The organism is Paracoccus sp. SCN 68-21 (genome assembly GCF_001724535.1).
Classification (GTDB): Bacteria; Pseudomonadota; Alphaproteobacteria; order Rhodobacterales; family Rhodobacteraceae; genus Paracoccus; species Paracoccus hibiscisoli.
In genome coordinates this window covers 1-13,630 of sequence record NZ_MEES01000029.1, presented here as the reverse complement: position 1 = coordinate 13,630, position 13,630 = coordinate 1, and the positions used below count along the sequence as shown (strand labels likewise).

General features: G+C 67.1%; 9 protein-coding genes and 1 pseudogene. 7 read left to right on the top strand and 3 right to left on the bottom strand.

Annotation, left to right across the window (positions count from 1 at the left end; genetic code table 11):
- Nucleotides 1-123: 123 nt before the first annotated feature.
- The 3 genes from ABS73_RS10275 to ABS73_RS10265 are packed head-to-tail and all read left to right on the top strand — an operon-like array spanning nucleotide 124 to nucleotide 3,314.
- The gene (locus ABS73_RS10275) at nucleotides 124-1,533 is read left to right on the top strand and encodes a circularly permuted type 2 ATP-grasp protein (RefSeq protein ID WP_409596547.1); all 1,410 of its coding nucleotides are present in this window, start codon (nucleotides 124-126) and stop codon (nucleotides 1,531-1,533) included.
- Between the two features lie 14 nt (nucleotides 1,534-1,547).
- Complete coding sequence (locus ABS73_RS10270; protein ID WP_136856163.1) at nucleotides 1,548-2,504, top strand: alpha-E domain-containing protein; 957 nt, start codon at nucleotides 1,548-1,550, stop codon at nucleotides 2,502-2,504.
- A gap of 3 nt (nucleotides 2,505-2,507) precedes the next feature.
- On the top strand, nucleotides 2,508-3,314 hold the full coding sequence (locus ABS73_RS10265; RefSeq protein ID WP_277023640.1) for a transglutaminase family protein: 807 nt from the start codon (nucleotides 2,508-2,510) through the stop codon (nucleotides 3,312-3,314).
- Between the two features lie 39 nt (nucleotides 3,315-3,353).
- Here ABS73_RS10265 and ABS73_RS10260 read toward each other — a convergent pair.
- A pseudogene (locus tag ABS73_RS10260) lies at nucleotides 3,354-5,326 on the bottom strand (bifunctional 2',3'-cyclic-nucleotide 2'-phosphodiesterase/3'-nucleotidase).
- Nucleotides 5,327-5,515: 189 nt separating this feature from the next.
- On the opposite strand from ABS73_RS10260, the gene ABS73_RS10255 reads away from it, so the two are divergent.
- Entirely contained in the window at nucleotides 5,516-6,241 is a 726-nt protein-coding gene (locus ABS73_RS10255; protein ID WP_136856160.1) for a proteasome-type protease, read from the top strand.
- Nucleotides 6,242-6,341: 100 nt separating this feature from the next.
- Nucleotides 6,342-8,618: an NADP-dependent malic enzyme gene (locus tag ABS73_RS10250; protein ID WP_277023643.1), complete on the top strand. Its 2,277-nt coding sequence runs from the start codon at nucleotides 6,342-6,344 to the stop codon at nucleotides 8,616-8,618.
- Between the two features lie 12 nt (nucleotides 8,619-8,630).
- Here the strand turns inward: ABS73_RS10250 and trhO are convergent, their stop codons facing one another.
- A complete protein-coding gene (trhO, locus tag ABS73_RS10245; RefSeq protein WP_277023645.1) occupies nucleotides 8,631-9,521 on the bottom strand; it encodes an oxygen-dependent tRNA uridine(34) hydroxylase TrhO in 891 nt (296 codons plus the stop codon).
- Nucleotides 9,522-9,560: 39 nt separating this feature from the next.
- Nucleotides 9,561-11,156, bottom strand: a complete 1,596-nt coding sequence (locus ABS73_RS10240) for an SLC13 family permease (protein ID WP_277023646.1) — start codon at nucleotides 11,154-11,156, stop codon at nucleotides 9,561-9,563.
- Nucleotides 11,157-11,284: 128 nt separating this feature from the next.
- On the opposite strand from ABS73_RS10240, the gene pncA reads away from it, so the two are divergent.
- Nucleotides 11,285-11,881 carry a bifunctional nicotinamidase/pyrazinamidase gene (gene pncA, locus ABS73_RS10235; RefSeq protein WP_277023648.1) on the top strand — a complete coding sequence of 199 codons (597 nt, stop codon included), beginning with the start codon at nucleotides 11,285-11,287 and terminating at the stop codon, nucleotides 11,879-11,881.
- Nucleotides 11,882-11,940: 59 nt separating this feature from the next.
- On the top strand, nucleotides 11,941-13,233 hold the full coding sequence (pncB, locus tag ABS73_RS10230; RefSeq protein ID WP_277023650.1) for a nicotinate phosphoribosyltransferase: 1,293 nt from the start codon (nucleotides 11,941-11,943) through the stop codon (nucleotides 13,231-13,233).
- Nucleotides 13,234-13,630: the final 397 nt, after the last annotated feature.

The following is a 13,630-nucleotide window of genomic DNA, read 5'->3' as shown; positions in this document are numbered from 1 at the left end:
GGGGTGATGCGGAACTATTGGGCAACGGCCCCGGTTCTTCTGTGGACATCGTGGAACCGGGCGCGGATCATCAGGATCACAGAACAGCCCGGGCGAACGGTGCGTTAGTACATTGGGGGGATAATGAGTTATTACAACGAGATGTTCGAAGGCGACCGCGTTCGCGACCCCTATGCCCGGCTGCGGGACTGGGTCGAGACCATGCCCGACGATTTCCGCCAGATGAAGCAGGCCGAGGCCGAGGCGCTGTTCCGCCGCATCGGCATCACCTTTGCCGTCTATGGCGAGGGCGGCGATCCGGACCGGCTGATCCCCTTCGACATGATGCCCCGCGTCTTCGAGCAGGCCGAGTGGCGCAAGCTGGAGCGGGGCATCAAACAGCGCGCCCGGGCGCTGAACGCGTTCCTGCGCGACGTCTATGGCCGTGGAGAGATCATCCGCGCGGGCCGCATCCCGGCCCGCCTGGTCTATCAGAACGAGGCCTATGAAAAGGCCGTGGTCGGCGTCGTGCCGCCCCGCGGCATCTATTCCCACATCATCGGCATCGACCTGGTCCGCACCGCCAAGGACGAGTTCTATGTCCTTGAGGACAACTGCCGCACGCCGTCCGGCGTCAGCTATATGCTGGAAAACCGCGAGATCATGATGCGCATGTTCCCGCAGCTGTTCCGCGGCAACCGGATCGAGCCGGTGGACCAATATCCCGACCTTCTGCGCCGCACGCTGGAATCGGTGGCGCCTGCGAAATGCAACGACCGCCCGACCTGCGTGATCCTGACGCCGGGCCATTACAACAGCGCCTATTACGAGCACAGCTTTCTGGCCAACCTGATGGGGGTCGAGCTGGTCGAGGGGCAGGATCTGTTCGTCGATGGCGAGTTCTGCTATATGCGCACCACCACCGGCCCAAAGCGCGTGGACGTGATCTATCGCCGGATCGACGACCCCTATCTGGACCCGCTGTGCTTCCGCCCCGATTCGATGCTGGGCATTCCGGGGCTGATGGATGTCTATCGGTCGGGCGGGGTGTCGATCTGTTCGGCACCGGGCGCGGGCGTGGCCGATGACAAGGCGATCTATACCTTTGTCCCCGAGATGATCCGCTTCTATCTGGGAGAGGAGCCGATCCTGAACAACGTCCAGACCTGGACGCTGTGGAAGGATGACGATTACCGCTATGTCATGGAGAACCTTGGCGATCTGGTCGTCAAGGAGGTCCACGGATCGGGCGGCTATGGCATGCTGGTCGGCCCGAAATCCACCAAGGAGGAGATCGAGGCCTTCCGCGCCAAGATCCAGGCCAATCCGTCGAACTATATCGCCCAGCCCACGCTGGCCTTGTCGACCTGCCCGACCTTCGTCGAGGAGGGCATTGCGCCGCGCCATGTGGACCTGCGCCCCTATTGCCTCTGCGGCGACCGGATCGAGCTGGTGCCGGGGGGCTTGACCCGCGTGGCGCTGCGCGAGGGGTCGCTGGTCGTGAACTCGTCACAGGGCGGGGGTGTCAAGGACACCTGGGTCCTGTCGGAATGAGAGGGGGAACGACTATGCTCAGCCGCACCGCGTCCAACCTGTTCTGGATGGGCCGCCATCTGGAACGCGCCGAAACCGCCGCCCGCCTGCTGGATGTGGGCCAGCGCATCACGCTGCTGCCCAACACCGAGCTGGGGTATCAGAACGAATGGAATTCGCTGCTGCAGGCCTCGGGCAGCTCGGACATGTTTGCCGAGAAATACGGCGCGATCACCCAGGAGAACATAGAGGAGTTCATCTTTTTCGACCGCGCCAACCCCTCATCCGTGGCCAGCTGCCTAGAGAAGGCGCGCGAGGCCGGGCGCATCGTCCGCACCGCCCTGACCAGCCAGGTCTGGGACGCGCTGAACGTGTCCTACCAGGAGCTGCGCAAGATCGAGCGCTTGCCCCGCGCCAAGCTGGACACCGCATCCCTGACCGATTTCACCACCAGCCACACCTCGACCGTGCGCGGCGCGATCAACGCGACGCAACTGCGCAACGACGGCTGGCATTTCATGAACCTGGGATACGGGCTGGAGCGGGCCGACGCGACCGCCCGCCTGCTGGACGTCAAGTATTTCGTCCTGCTGCCCCGGATCGAGTTCGTGGGATCTGGGCTGGACACCTATCAGTGGCAGGTGATCCTGCGGGCGCTGTCGGCGCACAGGGCCTATCACTGGGCCTATGGCGGCGACATCACCGCCGGTCAGGTGGCCGATTTCCTGATCCTGAACGGGGAAAGCCCGCGCGCGCTGATCACCTCGCTGTATGAAACCGTGTGGCACCTGGAGGGTCTGGCGCGCCGCTATGGCGACGGGGTGCCCACCAGCGCCCGCGACAAGGCGCGCGAGGTGCTGGCCGCCCTGCAGGCCCGCGACATCGAGATGATCTTTGACGAGGGGCTGCACGAATTCCTCAGCTGGTTCATCCAGGAACTCTCCACCATCTCGAACTTGGTCCATCAGGACTACCTGCTGGGAGGCGTCTAGATCATGAAGCTCAAGATCTCTCACGAGACGGTCTATCGCTATGACCAGCCGATCCGGAACCTGGTGCAGAGCCTGCGCCTGACCCCCTCGGTCTTCGAGGGGCAAAAGACCCATGACTGGCAGATCGACGTGTCGGGCGGCATCCGGGGTCCGGGATTTCGCGACGGCGCGGGCGACTGGATCGAGGGCTGGACCGTGCGCGGCCCGGTCGATCACGTCACGGTCCGCATCAGCGGCCGCATCGACACCCGCGACATGGCGGGCGTCCTGCGCGGCCACCGCGAGATGATCAACCCGCTGACCTATCTGCGCGACAGCCCCGTCACCAAACCCGACCGGGCGCTGCGCGAGCTGGCGGGTTCGGTCACCGGGACCGACGGCCTGGATCTGGCGCATCAGCTGTCGGCCGCGATCAGCGACCGTATCGCGTTCCGCCCCGGCGTGACCGACAACGCCACCACCGCCGCCGAGGCCCTGGCCCAGGGAGAGGGGGTCTGCCAGGACCACACCCATGCCCTGACCGCGCTGGCCCGCCTGCGCGGCCTGCCTGCGCGCTATGTGTCGGGCTATCTGCATTCGACCATCGACGGGCAGGCCCATGACGCCGCCCATGCCTGGGCCGAGATCATGGTCGAGGGGCTGGGATGGGTCGGCTTCGACGCGGCCAACCGCTGCTGTCCGGATGACCGCTATGTGCGGCTTGGCTCGGGGCTGGATGCGCATGACGCCGCCCCGATCCGCGGCGTGGCCCTGGGCACGGGCGCCGAGGACATGGATGTCATGGTCAGGGTCGAGGAGATCGCCCAATAGCCCTGCGGAAGGCCGGGGGAAGCCCCCCGGCCCCCGACCTCACAGCGTGATCCGATAGCGGACAAAGCCGTCGCCCGTCTCTCCGGCGGGCTCCAGCGTCAGGGCGGTCACGGCATCGGCATAGGTCGCGGCACCCGGCCCCGTCTCGAACAGCACCGTCGCGCCCTCCTGCGGGACAAAGGACCAGTTGCCGTCCGCTGCGGGGTCGATTGTGCCCTGTTCGACGATAAAGCGCACGATCACGTCGCGGTTGGTGTCGGGCCCCTCGAACACGATAGTGCTGCCATCCGCGCCCGGAAACGACCCCCCGCCCGAGGCGCGGTAGTTGTTCGTGGCCACGATGAACTCGGCCTCCGGGTCGATGGGCTGGCCGTCGATCGCCAGATCCACGATCCGATGCGCATCCGCATCGGCCAGCGCCCCGTCACCGTCGAAGCGTGACGGCTGCGACAGGTCGATCCGATAGGTCACCCCGTCGATCACGTCGAAATTATAGCTGCGGAAATCCGGGTTCAGCAGCGGCTGATCCGCCTGCCCCGGTTCGATCCGGTTGAAGGCGCCGGCGCTGCGCTCCAGCCAATCCTTGACCTGCGCCCCGGTGATGCGCACGGCGCGGATGGTGTTGGGGTACAGATACAGGTCCGCAACGTTGCGGATGGCGATGTCGCCCGCGGGCACGTCGGTAAAGTAATCCGGGCCGCCCCGACCGCCCGCCTTGAAGGGGCTGCGGCAGACAGGATGGGCAGGCCCTCATGCTCGGTTCCCGCCAGCATCTGCGCGATGTACCAGCTTTGGGCGTTCGACACGATCTGGACCGACGGATCATCCGCCACCATCGCGAAATAGCTGTAGAGCGGCGCGCTGGTCTGGCCCACGGCGCGACGGACATAGTCCAGCGTCTCCTGATGCTGGGTCGCGGTGGCCTGCTCGATGGCGGCGACGCTCTCGACCAGGGGGCTGACGGTGCCCTCGTCGTCGCGGGCATAGATGGGGCGCGCCTCGACCTGGTGGCTGGCCACGACCCAACGGTCGCCCTGCCGCTGCATCAGCAGATCGACCAGCCCCATATGCGACCCCCAGAACCCCGCCATCACGCCGGGCTTGCCGCCGATGGTGCCTGCGGCCACGTCCACGCCCTCGACCCCCTCGTAATCGGGGCCGGGAAAGACGGCGTGCGAATGGCCGGTCAGGACCACGTCGATGCCGTCGATGCCCGCCAGCGGGATGGCCGCGTTCTCCATCCCCGGCTCGGCGGTCATGCCGCCGATGCCGCTATGGGCCAGCGCGATGACCAGATCGCAGCCCTCGGCGCGCATGACGGGCACCCAGGCCTGCGCGGCCTCGACGATGTCGCGGGTGGTCACGCGGCCCTCCAGATGGGCGCGGTCCCATTGCATGATGGTGGGCGGCACAAAGCCGATGATGCCGATGCGGATCGGATGGGCCTCGCCCGCGCCGTCCACCAGCTCGCGCTCCAGGATGGCATAGGGCGGCACCAGGGTGCGGTCCTGATCGGGGGTCGCGCCCGCCTCGGTCACGACATTGGCGCAGACCACCGGATAGCCCGTTCCGGCCAGGCTGGCGCCCAGAAACTCCAGCCCATAGTTGAATTCGTGATTGCCCAGACAGCCGCCGTCGAATCCCAGGGCGTTCATCGCGTCGATGACCGGATGGGTCGCGCCCTCGGGCATGCCGCGTTCATAGGCGATGTAATCGCCCATCGGGTTGCCCTGCAGGAAATCGCCATTGTCCAGCAGCAGGCTGTTGGTGGCCTCGGCGCGCACGCCCTCGACCAGGGCGGCGGTGCGCGACAGGCCGACCGTGTCCTGCGCGCGGTCGGCGTAATAGTCATAGGGCCAGACATGCACATGCAGGTCGGTGGTCTCCATGATGCGCAGATGGGCCTGCCCCGCCTCGGCCCGCGCCGAATAGGGGTGCAGCACCGCCAGCGTCAGTCCGGCGGCACCCGAGGACAGGAATCCCCGGCGGGTCAGGGTAAAGGTCTTGGTCATGCGCGTTCATCCCTTGGTGGTGGAATTTGCACGATGTGCGATTTCACCCGCCTTGGCGACCCACAGTTTGATGACAGGCCGTCCCCTGCCACCAAACCCGGCAACGGTGAAAACTGTCGGAAACGAGAGATTGCAGCCTCCGCGGTGCAGTCCTAGTCTGCCTGCCGGAACGGAACAGGAAGATTGCCGGTGACCTATTGCGTCGGACTGAAGCTGGATGCGGGCCTTGTGCTGCTGTCGGACACGCGCACCAATGCGGGGCTGGACAACATCTCGTGCTATCGCAAGATGTTCTTCTTCGAGGCGCCGGGCGAACGGATCATCGCCATCATGACCGCCGGGTCGCTGTCGGTCACCCAGACCACCATCGCCCGCCTGGAGGAGGCGATCGAGGATGATCTGGCCGATGAGACGACCTCGATCCTCAAGGCGCCGACCATGCTGCGGGTGGCCACGATCATCGGCGACACCCTGTGCCGCACCCGGCGCGAGATCGCCGACCAGTGCCGCGACCTGAAACAGCAGGCATCCGCCAGCATGATCGTCGCCGGTCAGCGCAAGGGCGGCGACATGCGCCTGTTCCTGATCTATCCCGAGGGCAACTTCATCGAGGCGACCGAGGACACCCCCTTCCTGCAGATCGGAGAGCATAAATACGGCAAGCCGATCCTGGACCGCGTCGTCACTCCCGCCACCAGCCTGTCAGACGCGCAAAAGGCGGTGCTGCTGTCGATGGATTCGACGCTGCGGTCGAACCTGTCCGTCGGCATGCCGCTGGACCTGGCGGTGATCGAGACGGATGCCTGCGCGGTCACCACCCGCCGCCGCATCCTGGACGGCGACCCCGATTTCGCGCGGATGAGCGCCGCCTGGTCCGCCGCCCTGCGCGACAGCTTTGTCAAGGTCACCATCTGAGCGCCCGCCGCGTCCGATGTTAGCGCAAGCCCCCCGCATGTTCGTTGCCCCAGCAGAATCAACCGGCTAAGCAGGGCCGACGACGCAAGGGGGATCATCCATGACCGACAAGACCAGCCGCACCCGCATCACCCCCGAGGAGGCGCTGGCCTATCACATGGAGCCGCGTCCGGGGAAATACGACATCACCCCGTCCACCCCCATGACCACGCAGCGCGACCTGTCGCTGGCCTATTCGCCCGGCGTCGCGGTGCCGGTGCAGGCCATCGCCGACCGCCCGGAAACCGCCTATGATTACACCACCAAGGGCAACATGGTGGCGGTGATCTCGAACGGGACGGCGATCCTGGGGATGGGCAATCTGGGCGCGCTGGCCTCCAAACCGGTGATGGAGGGCAAGGCGGTGCTGTTCAAGCGGTTCGCGGACGTGAACGCCATCGACCTGGAGCTGGACACCGAGGACGCCGACGAATTCATCAATGCCGTCAAGCTAATGGGCCCGACCTTCGGGGGCATCAACCTGGAGGACATCAAGGCGCCGGAATGCTTCATCATCGAACAGCGCCTGAAGGAGCTGATGGACATCCCGGTTTTCCACGACGACCAGCACGGCACGGCAGTCATCTGCGCCGCGGGCCTGCTGAACGCGCTGGAGCTGTCGGGCAAGCGGATCGAGGATGTGCGGATCGTGCTGAACGGCGCGGGTGCTGCGGGCATCGCCTGCCTGGAGCTGCTGAAGTCGATGGGCGCGCGGCATGACAACTGCATCATGTGCGACACCAAGGGCGTGATCTATCAGGGCCGCACCGAGGGCATGAACCAGTGGAAATCGGCCCATGCGGTCGTGACCACCGCCCGCACGCTGGAGGAGGCCATGAAGGGCGCCGACGTCTTCCTGGGCGTCAGCGCCAAGGGTGCCGTGACCCAGGACATGGTCGCCAGCATGGCCGACAGCCCGGTGATCTTCGCCATGGCGAACCCCGACCCCGAAATCACGCCCGAGGACGCCCATGCCGTGCGCCCCGACGCGATCGTGGCCACGGGCCGCAGCGATTATCCCAACCAGGTGAACAACGTCCTGGGGTTCCCGTATCTGTTCCGCGGCGCGCTGGACATCCACGCCCGCGCCATCAACGACGAGATGAAGATCGCCTGCGCCGAGGCCCTGGCGAAACTGGCGCGCGATGATGTCCCCGATGAGGTTGCCGTCGCCTATGGCCGCAAGCTGCAGTTCGGGCGCGACTACATCATCCCGACGCCCTTCGATCCGCGGCTGATCCACGTGATCCCGCCCGCGGTCGCCAAGGCCGGGATGGACACCGGCGTCGCGCGGCGCCCGATCATCGACATGGACGGCTATGTCCAGACGCTGAAGAACCGCATGGACCCGACGGCGGCGATCCTGCAGGGCCTGCATGCCCGCGCGCGTCAGGCCCAGGCCCGGATGATCTTTGCCGAGGGCGACGATCCGCGCGTGCTGCGCGCCGCCGTCGCCTGGCAGCGCACCGGCATGGGCCAGTCCCTGGTCGTGGGCCGCGAGGCCGAGGTCAAGGCCGAGCTGGAGGCCCTGGGCATGGGCGACGCCTTCCGCGAGATCAGCGTCGTGAACGCCGCCAACACCCGCCACTTGGACAGCTATCACGAATTTCTGTATCAGCGCCTGCAACGGAAGGGCGTCGACCGCGAGGACGCGTTCAAGCTGGCCAATCGCGACCGCCACATCTTTGCCGCGCTGATGCTGGCGCATGGGCATGGCGACGGGTTGGTGACCGGGGCCACGCGCAAGAACGCCCCGGTGCTGGCCCAGATCGGGCAGGTCTTTGACGTGCGCCCGCAGGACGGGGCCGTGGGTATCACTGCCGTGCTGCACCGGGGCCGCATCGTGCTGATCGGCGACACGCTGGTCCATGAATGGCCCGAGGCCGAGGATCTGGCCGATATCGCCACCCGCGGCGCCGCCGTGGCCCGCGGCCTGGGGCTGGAGCCGCGCGTGGCCTTCCTGTCGTTTTCGAACTTTGGCTATCCGGTCAGCGAGCGCGCGACCAAGATGGCGCAGGCCGCGCATGTCCTGGACGATCGCGGCGCCGATTTCGAATACGAGGGCGAGATGACCGTGGACGTCGCGCTGAACATGGAATCGGCCGCGCGCTATCCGTTCAGCCGACTGACCGCGCCGGCCAATGTGCTGGTGGTGCCCGCGCGGCATTCGGCGTCGATTTCCGTGAAGCTGCTGCAGGAGATGGCCGGCGCGACCGTGATCGGCCCGATCCTGACGGGCGTGGCGCGGCCCATCCAGATCTGCTCGACCAATTCGACGGTCAGCGACATCCTGAACATGGCGGCCATCGCCGCGGGCGGGATCGGCGTGCGGGGCTGACCCCCGCGCGCCTCAGGCGTCGCGCGAGATCTGGCGCTGTCTTTCGCGGAACCGGGCGCGATCCTCGGGGCCGTATTCCTCGGCGCAGCGATGGCAGCTGACGCCCTTCTCGTATTCGGGGCGGTCGCGGTCCTCGGGGGCCAGGGGGCGGCGGCAGGCATGGCACAGCCCGTGCCGCCCCGGCGCCAGCCCGTGGGTCAGGCTGACGCGCTGGTCAAAGACAAAGCAGTCGCCCTGCCAGGCGCTGTCGGCCTCGGGGACCTCCTCCAGGTATTTCAGGATACCGCCCTGCAGGTGATAGACCTGATCGACACCCTGAGAGATCAGGTAGTTGGTCGATTTCTCGCAGCGGATGCCACCGGTGCAGAACATCGCGATGCGCTTGCCCTCGAACCGATGGGCGTTCCCCTGCCACCAGGCCGGAAAGTCGCGAAAGCTGCGGGTGCCGGGGTCGATGGCACCCTGAAAGGTGCCGATCTGGACCTCGTAATCGTTGCGCGTGTCGATCACGGCCACGTCGGGCGCGGCGATCAGCGCGTTCCAGTCGCGCGGCGCGACGTAATGGCCGGTGGTCGTGGCCGGGTCCATGTCGGGCTGGCCCATGGTCACGATCTCGGCCTTCAGGCGGACCTTCATGCGGGCAAAGGGGGGCGCGTCGGCGGCGCTTTCCTTCCAGTCCAGGCCCGCGAAGCCCGGCCAGGCGCGGATGTGGTCAAGCACCGCCAGGACGCCCGCGCGCGGACCCGCGATGGTGCCGTTCACCCCCTCGGGCGCCAACAGCAGCGTGCCGCACAGGCCCTGCGCGCGGCACAGCTCCAGCAGCGGCCCCTGCCGCGCGCCCGGATCGGGAAGGCGGGCAAAGTGATACAGGGCTGCGACGGTGATGGGGGTCTGGGGTGACATGGGCGTGGCCTTATCGCGGCCACGCCCGGTCGCGCAAGATCAGAATACCAGGCCCAGGGCGATGCCACCCAGCAGATAGGTCACGACCGTGATCAGCAGGATGCCGATGATGTTCAGCACCACGCCGCCCTTGGCCATCTGCGCGATGGTCACGGTGCCGGTGCCAAAGACAATGGCGTTGGGCGGCGTGCCCACCGGCAGCATGAAGGCGCAGGTTGCGGCCAGCGCCGCCGGGATCAGCAGCGTCATCGGATCGGCCCCGATGCCCAGGGCCACGCCGCCCAGGATCGGGATGAAGGTCGCAGCCGTGGCGGTGTTCGACGTCACCTCGGTCAGGAACAGGATGATGGTGACCACCGCCGCGACCAGCAGGATCGTGGGCAGCGACCCCAGCCCCGTGACCTGCTGGCCGAACCAGCTGTCCAGCCCGGACGACGCCACCGCCGCCGCCAGCGACAGCCCGCCCCCGAACAGCAGCAGCACGCCCCAAGGCAGGCCCTGTTCGGCATCCTTCCAGTCCAGGACCATCTGGTCGCGCCCCTTCGCGGGCAGCAGGAACATGACCAGCCCCGCGCCGATGGCGATGGCCGTGTCGTCCAGGTTCCCCAGCCAGGGCGCCGCAGCCTCCACCGCCGGGATAGACACCAGCAGCCCCGGCACCACCCACAGGAAGGCCGCGCCCAGGAACACCATCAGGACCATCCGCTCTCCCTGGCTCAGCGGGCCCAGGTCGCGGACCTGATCCTCGATCATCTGCTGGCCGCCGGGGATCTCGGGCAGGTCGAACCGGTACAGCACCCGCGTCATCAGAAACCACGCGATGAAGATGAACAGAAAGGCCAGCGGCGTGCCCAGCATCATCCATTCCAGAAAACCGATATTGCGCCCCAGCTCGTCCGCGGCATAGCCCGCGACGATGGCATTGGGTGGGCTGCCCAGCAGCGTGCCCAGCCCCCCCATCGAGGCCGCCCATGCGATCGACAGCACCAGGCAGACGCCGAAGGCGCTGATATTGGGGTCGCGCACGACGTCCGTGATGGTCGAGCCGCCCTTCAGCGCCTCTTCGCCGGCGGCGCCGTCCTGGCGCGATCCGCGCTCGACCACCAGCGACAGGACCGACAGCCCGATGGGCAGCATCATCAGCGTGGTCGCGGTGTTCGACACCCACATCGACAGGAACCCGGTGGCCAGCATCATGCCCAGCACGATCCGCTTGGGCGCGACACCGACTTTGCGCAGCGTCAGCAGAGCGATGCGCGTATGCAGGTGCCATTTCTCCATCGCGATGGCGATCAGGAAGCCGCCCAGGAACAGGAACACGATCGACGAGGCATAGGGCTGGGTCGCCTGTGCCACGGTGCGTTCGGTCAGGGCGGGGATCAGCACGATGGGCAGCAGCGCCGTGGCCGACAGCGGGATCGCCTCGGTCATCCACCAGACCGCCATCAGCGTGCCGACGGCGGCAACCACCCGCGCGTCGGGCGACAGGCCCTCCTGGCCACCCAGGGCCCACCAGACGATCAGCGCCATGACCGGGCCCAAGGCGCGCAGCCCCCAGATCAGCCGGGCCGACCGGGTCGGCACCTCGTTCTCGTCATAGGCTGCGGGGTGATGCAGATCGTCCTTGATGCCCATCGTGACCTCTTATTCTTGTTCAGTGTAATCGCATCGGGGGCATAGGGCAAAACCTGACCTGCGGCCAGCCTTGACGCCCGCCCGGGCGAGCAGGTTTAAGAAGGCGTAACCAACCGGAAGGCCGCGCCATGTCCCACGCCCTGATCGTCATCGACATGCAGGTCGATTTCTGCCCCGGCGGGCGGCTGGCCGTGGCGGGGGGCGATCAGATCGTGGCCGCCATCAACGCGATGATGCCGGACGCAGGCGCGGTGATCCTGACGCAGGACTGGCACCCGGCCGATCACGCCAGCTTTGCCGACAACCATGCGGGTGCTTCGCCCTTTTCGACGATGCAGATGCCCTATGGCACGCAGGTGCTGTGGCCCGCGCATTGCTTCATCGGCACGCCGGGCGCGCAGTTCCACCCCGATCTGGACGTCGACCGGGCCGACCTGATCCTGCGCAAGGGGTTCCGGGCCGGCATCGACAGCTATTCCGCGTTCTTCGAGAACGACCGCACCACAGCCACTGGCCTGTCCGGCTATTTGCGCGACCGGGGCATCACCGATCTGACCTTTGCAGGCCTGGCCCATGATTTCTGCGTCGCCTGGAGCGCGATGGACGCCGCCCGTCTGGGGTTCCGCGCCCGCGTGGCGGAGGATGCCTGCCGCGCCATCGACCTGGACGGCAGCCTGACCGCCGCGCGCGATGCGATGACCCGCGCGGGCGTCACCCTGGCCTGAGGGTTGCGCCCCCGGCAGGTTCCGGGCACCAAGGGCGAAATAGTCAAGGATCAGCGGTCATGGCCGACATCGCCACGCGCGTTTACAACCACAAATGGAAGATCGACCCGATCGTCCGGTCGCTGATCGACACCGATTTCTACAAGCTGCTGATGTGCCAGTCGGTGTTCCGCAACAGCCCGGACACGACCGTCACCTTCAGTCTGATCAATCGCAGCAAGGATGTCCGCCTGGCCGACCTGATCGACGAGGGAGAGCTGCGCGAACAGCTGGACCACGTGCGATCCCTGTCCCTGACGCGCGGAGAGAGCACCTGGCTGCGCGGCAACACCTTCTATGGCAAGCGCCAGATGTTCCGCCCCGACTTCATGGAGTTCCTGGAGGGGCTGCGCCTGCCCGCCTATCACCTGGACAAGCGCGACGGCCAGTATGAGCTGACCTTCGAGGGCCCCTGGCCCCAGGTGATGCTGTGGGAGATCCCGGCCCTGTCGATCCTGATGGAGCTGCGATCCCGCGCGGTCCTGAAAGACATGGGCCGGTTCGAGCTGCAGGTGCTGTACGCCCGCGCCATGACGCGGCTGTGGGAAAAGATCCAGGCCATGCGCGCCCTGCCCGACCTGCGCATCGCCGATTTCGGCACGCGCCGCCGCCACAGCTTCCTGTGGCAGGACTGGGCCGTGCAGGCCATGATCGAGGGGTTGGGCGACCGCTTCACCGGCACCTCGAACTGCCTGATCGCGCAGCGCCGCGACATCGAGGCGATCGGCACCAACGCGCACGAATTGCCGATGGTGCGCGCGGCCTTGGCGGACGGCGACGCGGCACTGCGCCAGGCGCCTTATGACGTACTGGCCGACTGGCACGAGGAGCATGAGGGCAACCTGCGCATCATCCTGCCCGACACCTACGGGACCGAGGGGTTCCTGGCGGGCGCGCCCGATTGGCTGGCGGGCTGGACCGGCATCCGCATCGACAGCGGCGACCCGGCCACGGGGGCCGAGACCGCGATCCGCTGGTGGCAGTCGCGCGGCGAGGACCCGCGGGCCAAGCTGATCATCTTTTCCGACGGCCTGGACGCGGACAAGATCCTGGCCCTGCACCGGCAGTTCCACGGCCGCGTCAAGGTCAGCTTTGGTTGGGGCACGCTGTTGACCAACGATTTCCGCGGGCTGGTGCCGGGCGACGGGCTGGCGCCCTTCAGCCTGGTCTGCAAGGCGGTGGCCGCCGATGAGCGCCCCACGGTCAAGCTGTCGGACAACCCCTCCAAGGCGACCGGCCCCGCAGCCGAGATCGACCGCTACAAGCGCGTCTTCGGCGTGGGCACCCAGCAGGCATTGGCCGTGACGGTCTGAGGGGCCTGCCCTCTCCCGACCACCGCCAGACCCATGACGACGGCGGAGGGTGCGATTGCCGAAAGGTCGGCCTCCGACGCGCCGGGTGGCACCACGCTGCCGGGCCTTCAGGCCCCCGGGGATGATCCTGAGACCAGAGCGCCGATCGTCCTGTGTTCTTCTGCGGGACCTCCGGCCGGGAATCCGCGTCCTAAACCCTTGTCATGAAATGCCTTACGCAGCCCGTCCACACTCCCCGCCTTTTGCCGAAAACTAGTCGGCCCGATGCAGGCGGTCCAACAGGCGCGGTCGCCATCTGAGGCCGTGTCCCAAGGCTTGGTGTAGGAGACCGCGGGCGGAGCCCTTGGCGTAGCGCAGCGCGCGGCCGGTGGTGAGGCTGGCGGCCACCGTCGATCTT

Bases quoted from the DNA above. Each gene is read 5' to 3' on its own strand.
- pncA (WP_277023648.1), top strand. From the start codon at position 11,285: ATGTCCCACGCCCTGATCGTCATCGACATGCAGGTCGATTTCTGCCCC.
- ABS73_RS10270 (WP_136856163.1), top strand. From the start codon at position 1,548: ATGCTCAGCCGCACCGCGTCCAACCTGTTCTGGATGGGCCGCCATCTG.
- ABS73_RS10275 (WP_409596547.1), top strand. From the start codon at position 124: ATGAGTTATTACAACGAGATGTTCGAAGGCGACCGCGTTCGCGACCCC.
- ABS73_RS10240 (WP_277023646.1), bottom strand. From the start codon at position 11,156: ATGGGCATCAAGGACGATCTGCATCACCCCGCAGCCTATGACGAGAAC.
- pncB (WP_277023650.1), top strand. From the start codon at position 11,941: ATGGCCGACATCGCCACGCGCGTTTACAACCACAAATGGAAGATCGAC.
- ABS73_RS10265 (WP_277023640.1), top strand. From the start codon at position 2,508: ATGAAGCTCAAGATCTCTCACGAGACGGTCTATCGCTATGACCAGCCG.
- trhO (WP_277023645.1), bottom strand. From the start codon at position 9,521: ATGTCACCCCAGACCCCCATCACCGTCGCAGCCCTGTATCACTTTGCC.
- ABS73_RS10250 (WP_277023643.1), top strand. From the start codon at position 6,342: ATGACCGACAAGACCAGCCGCACCCGCATCACCCCCGAGGAGGCGCTG.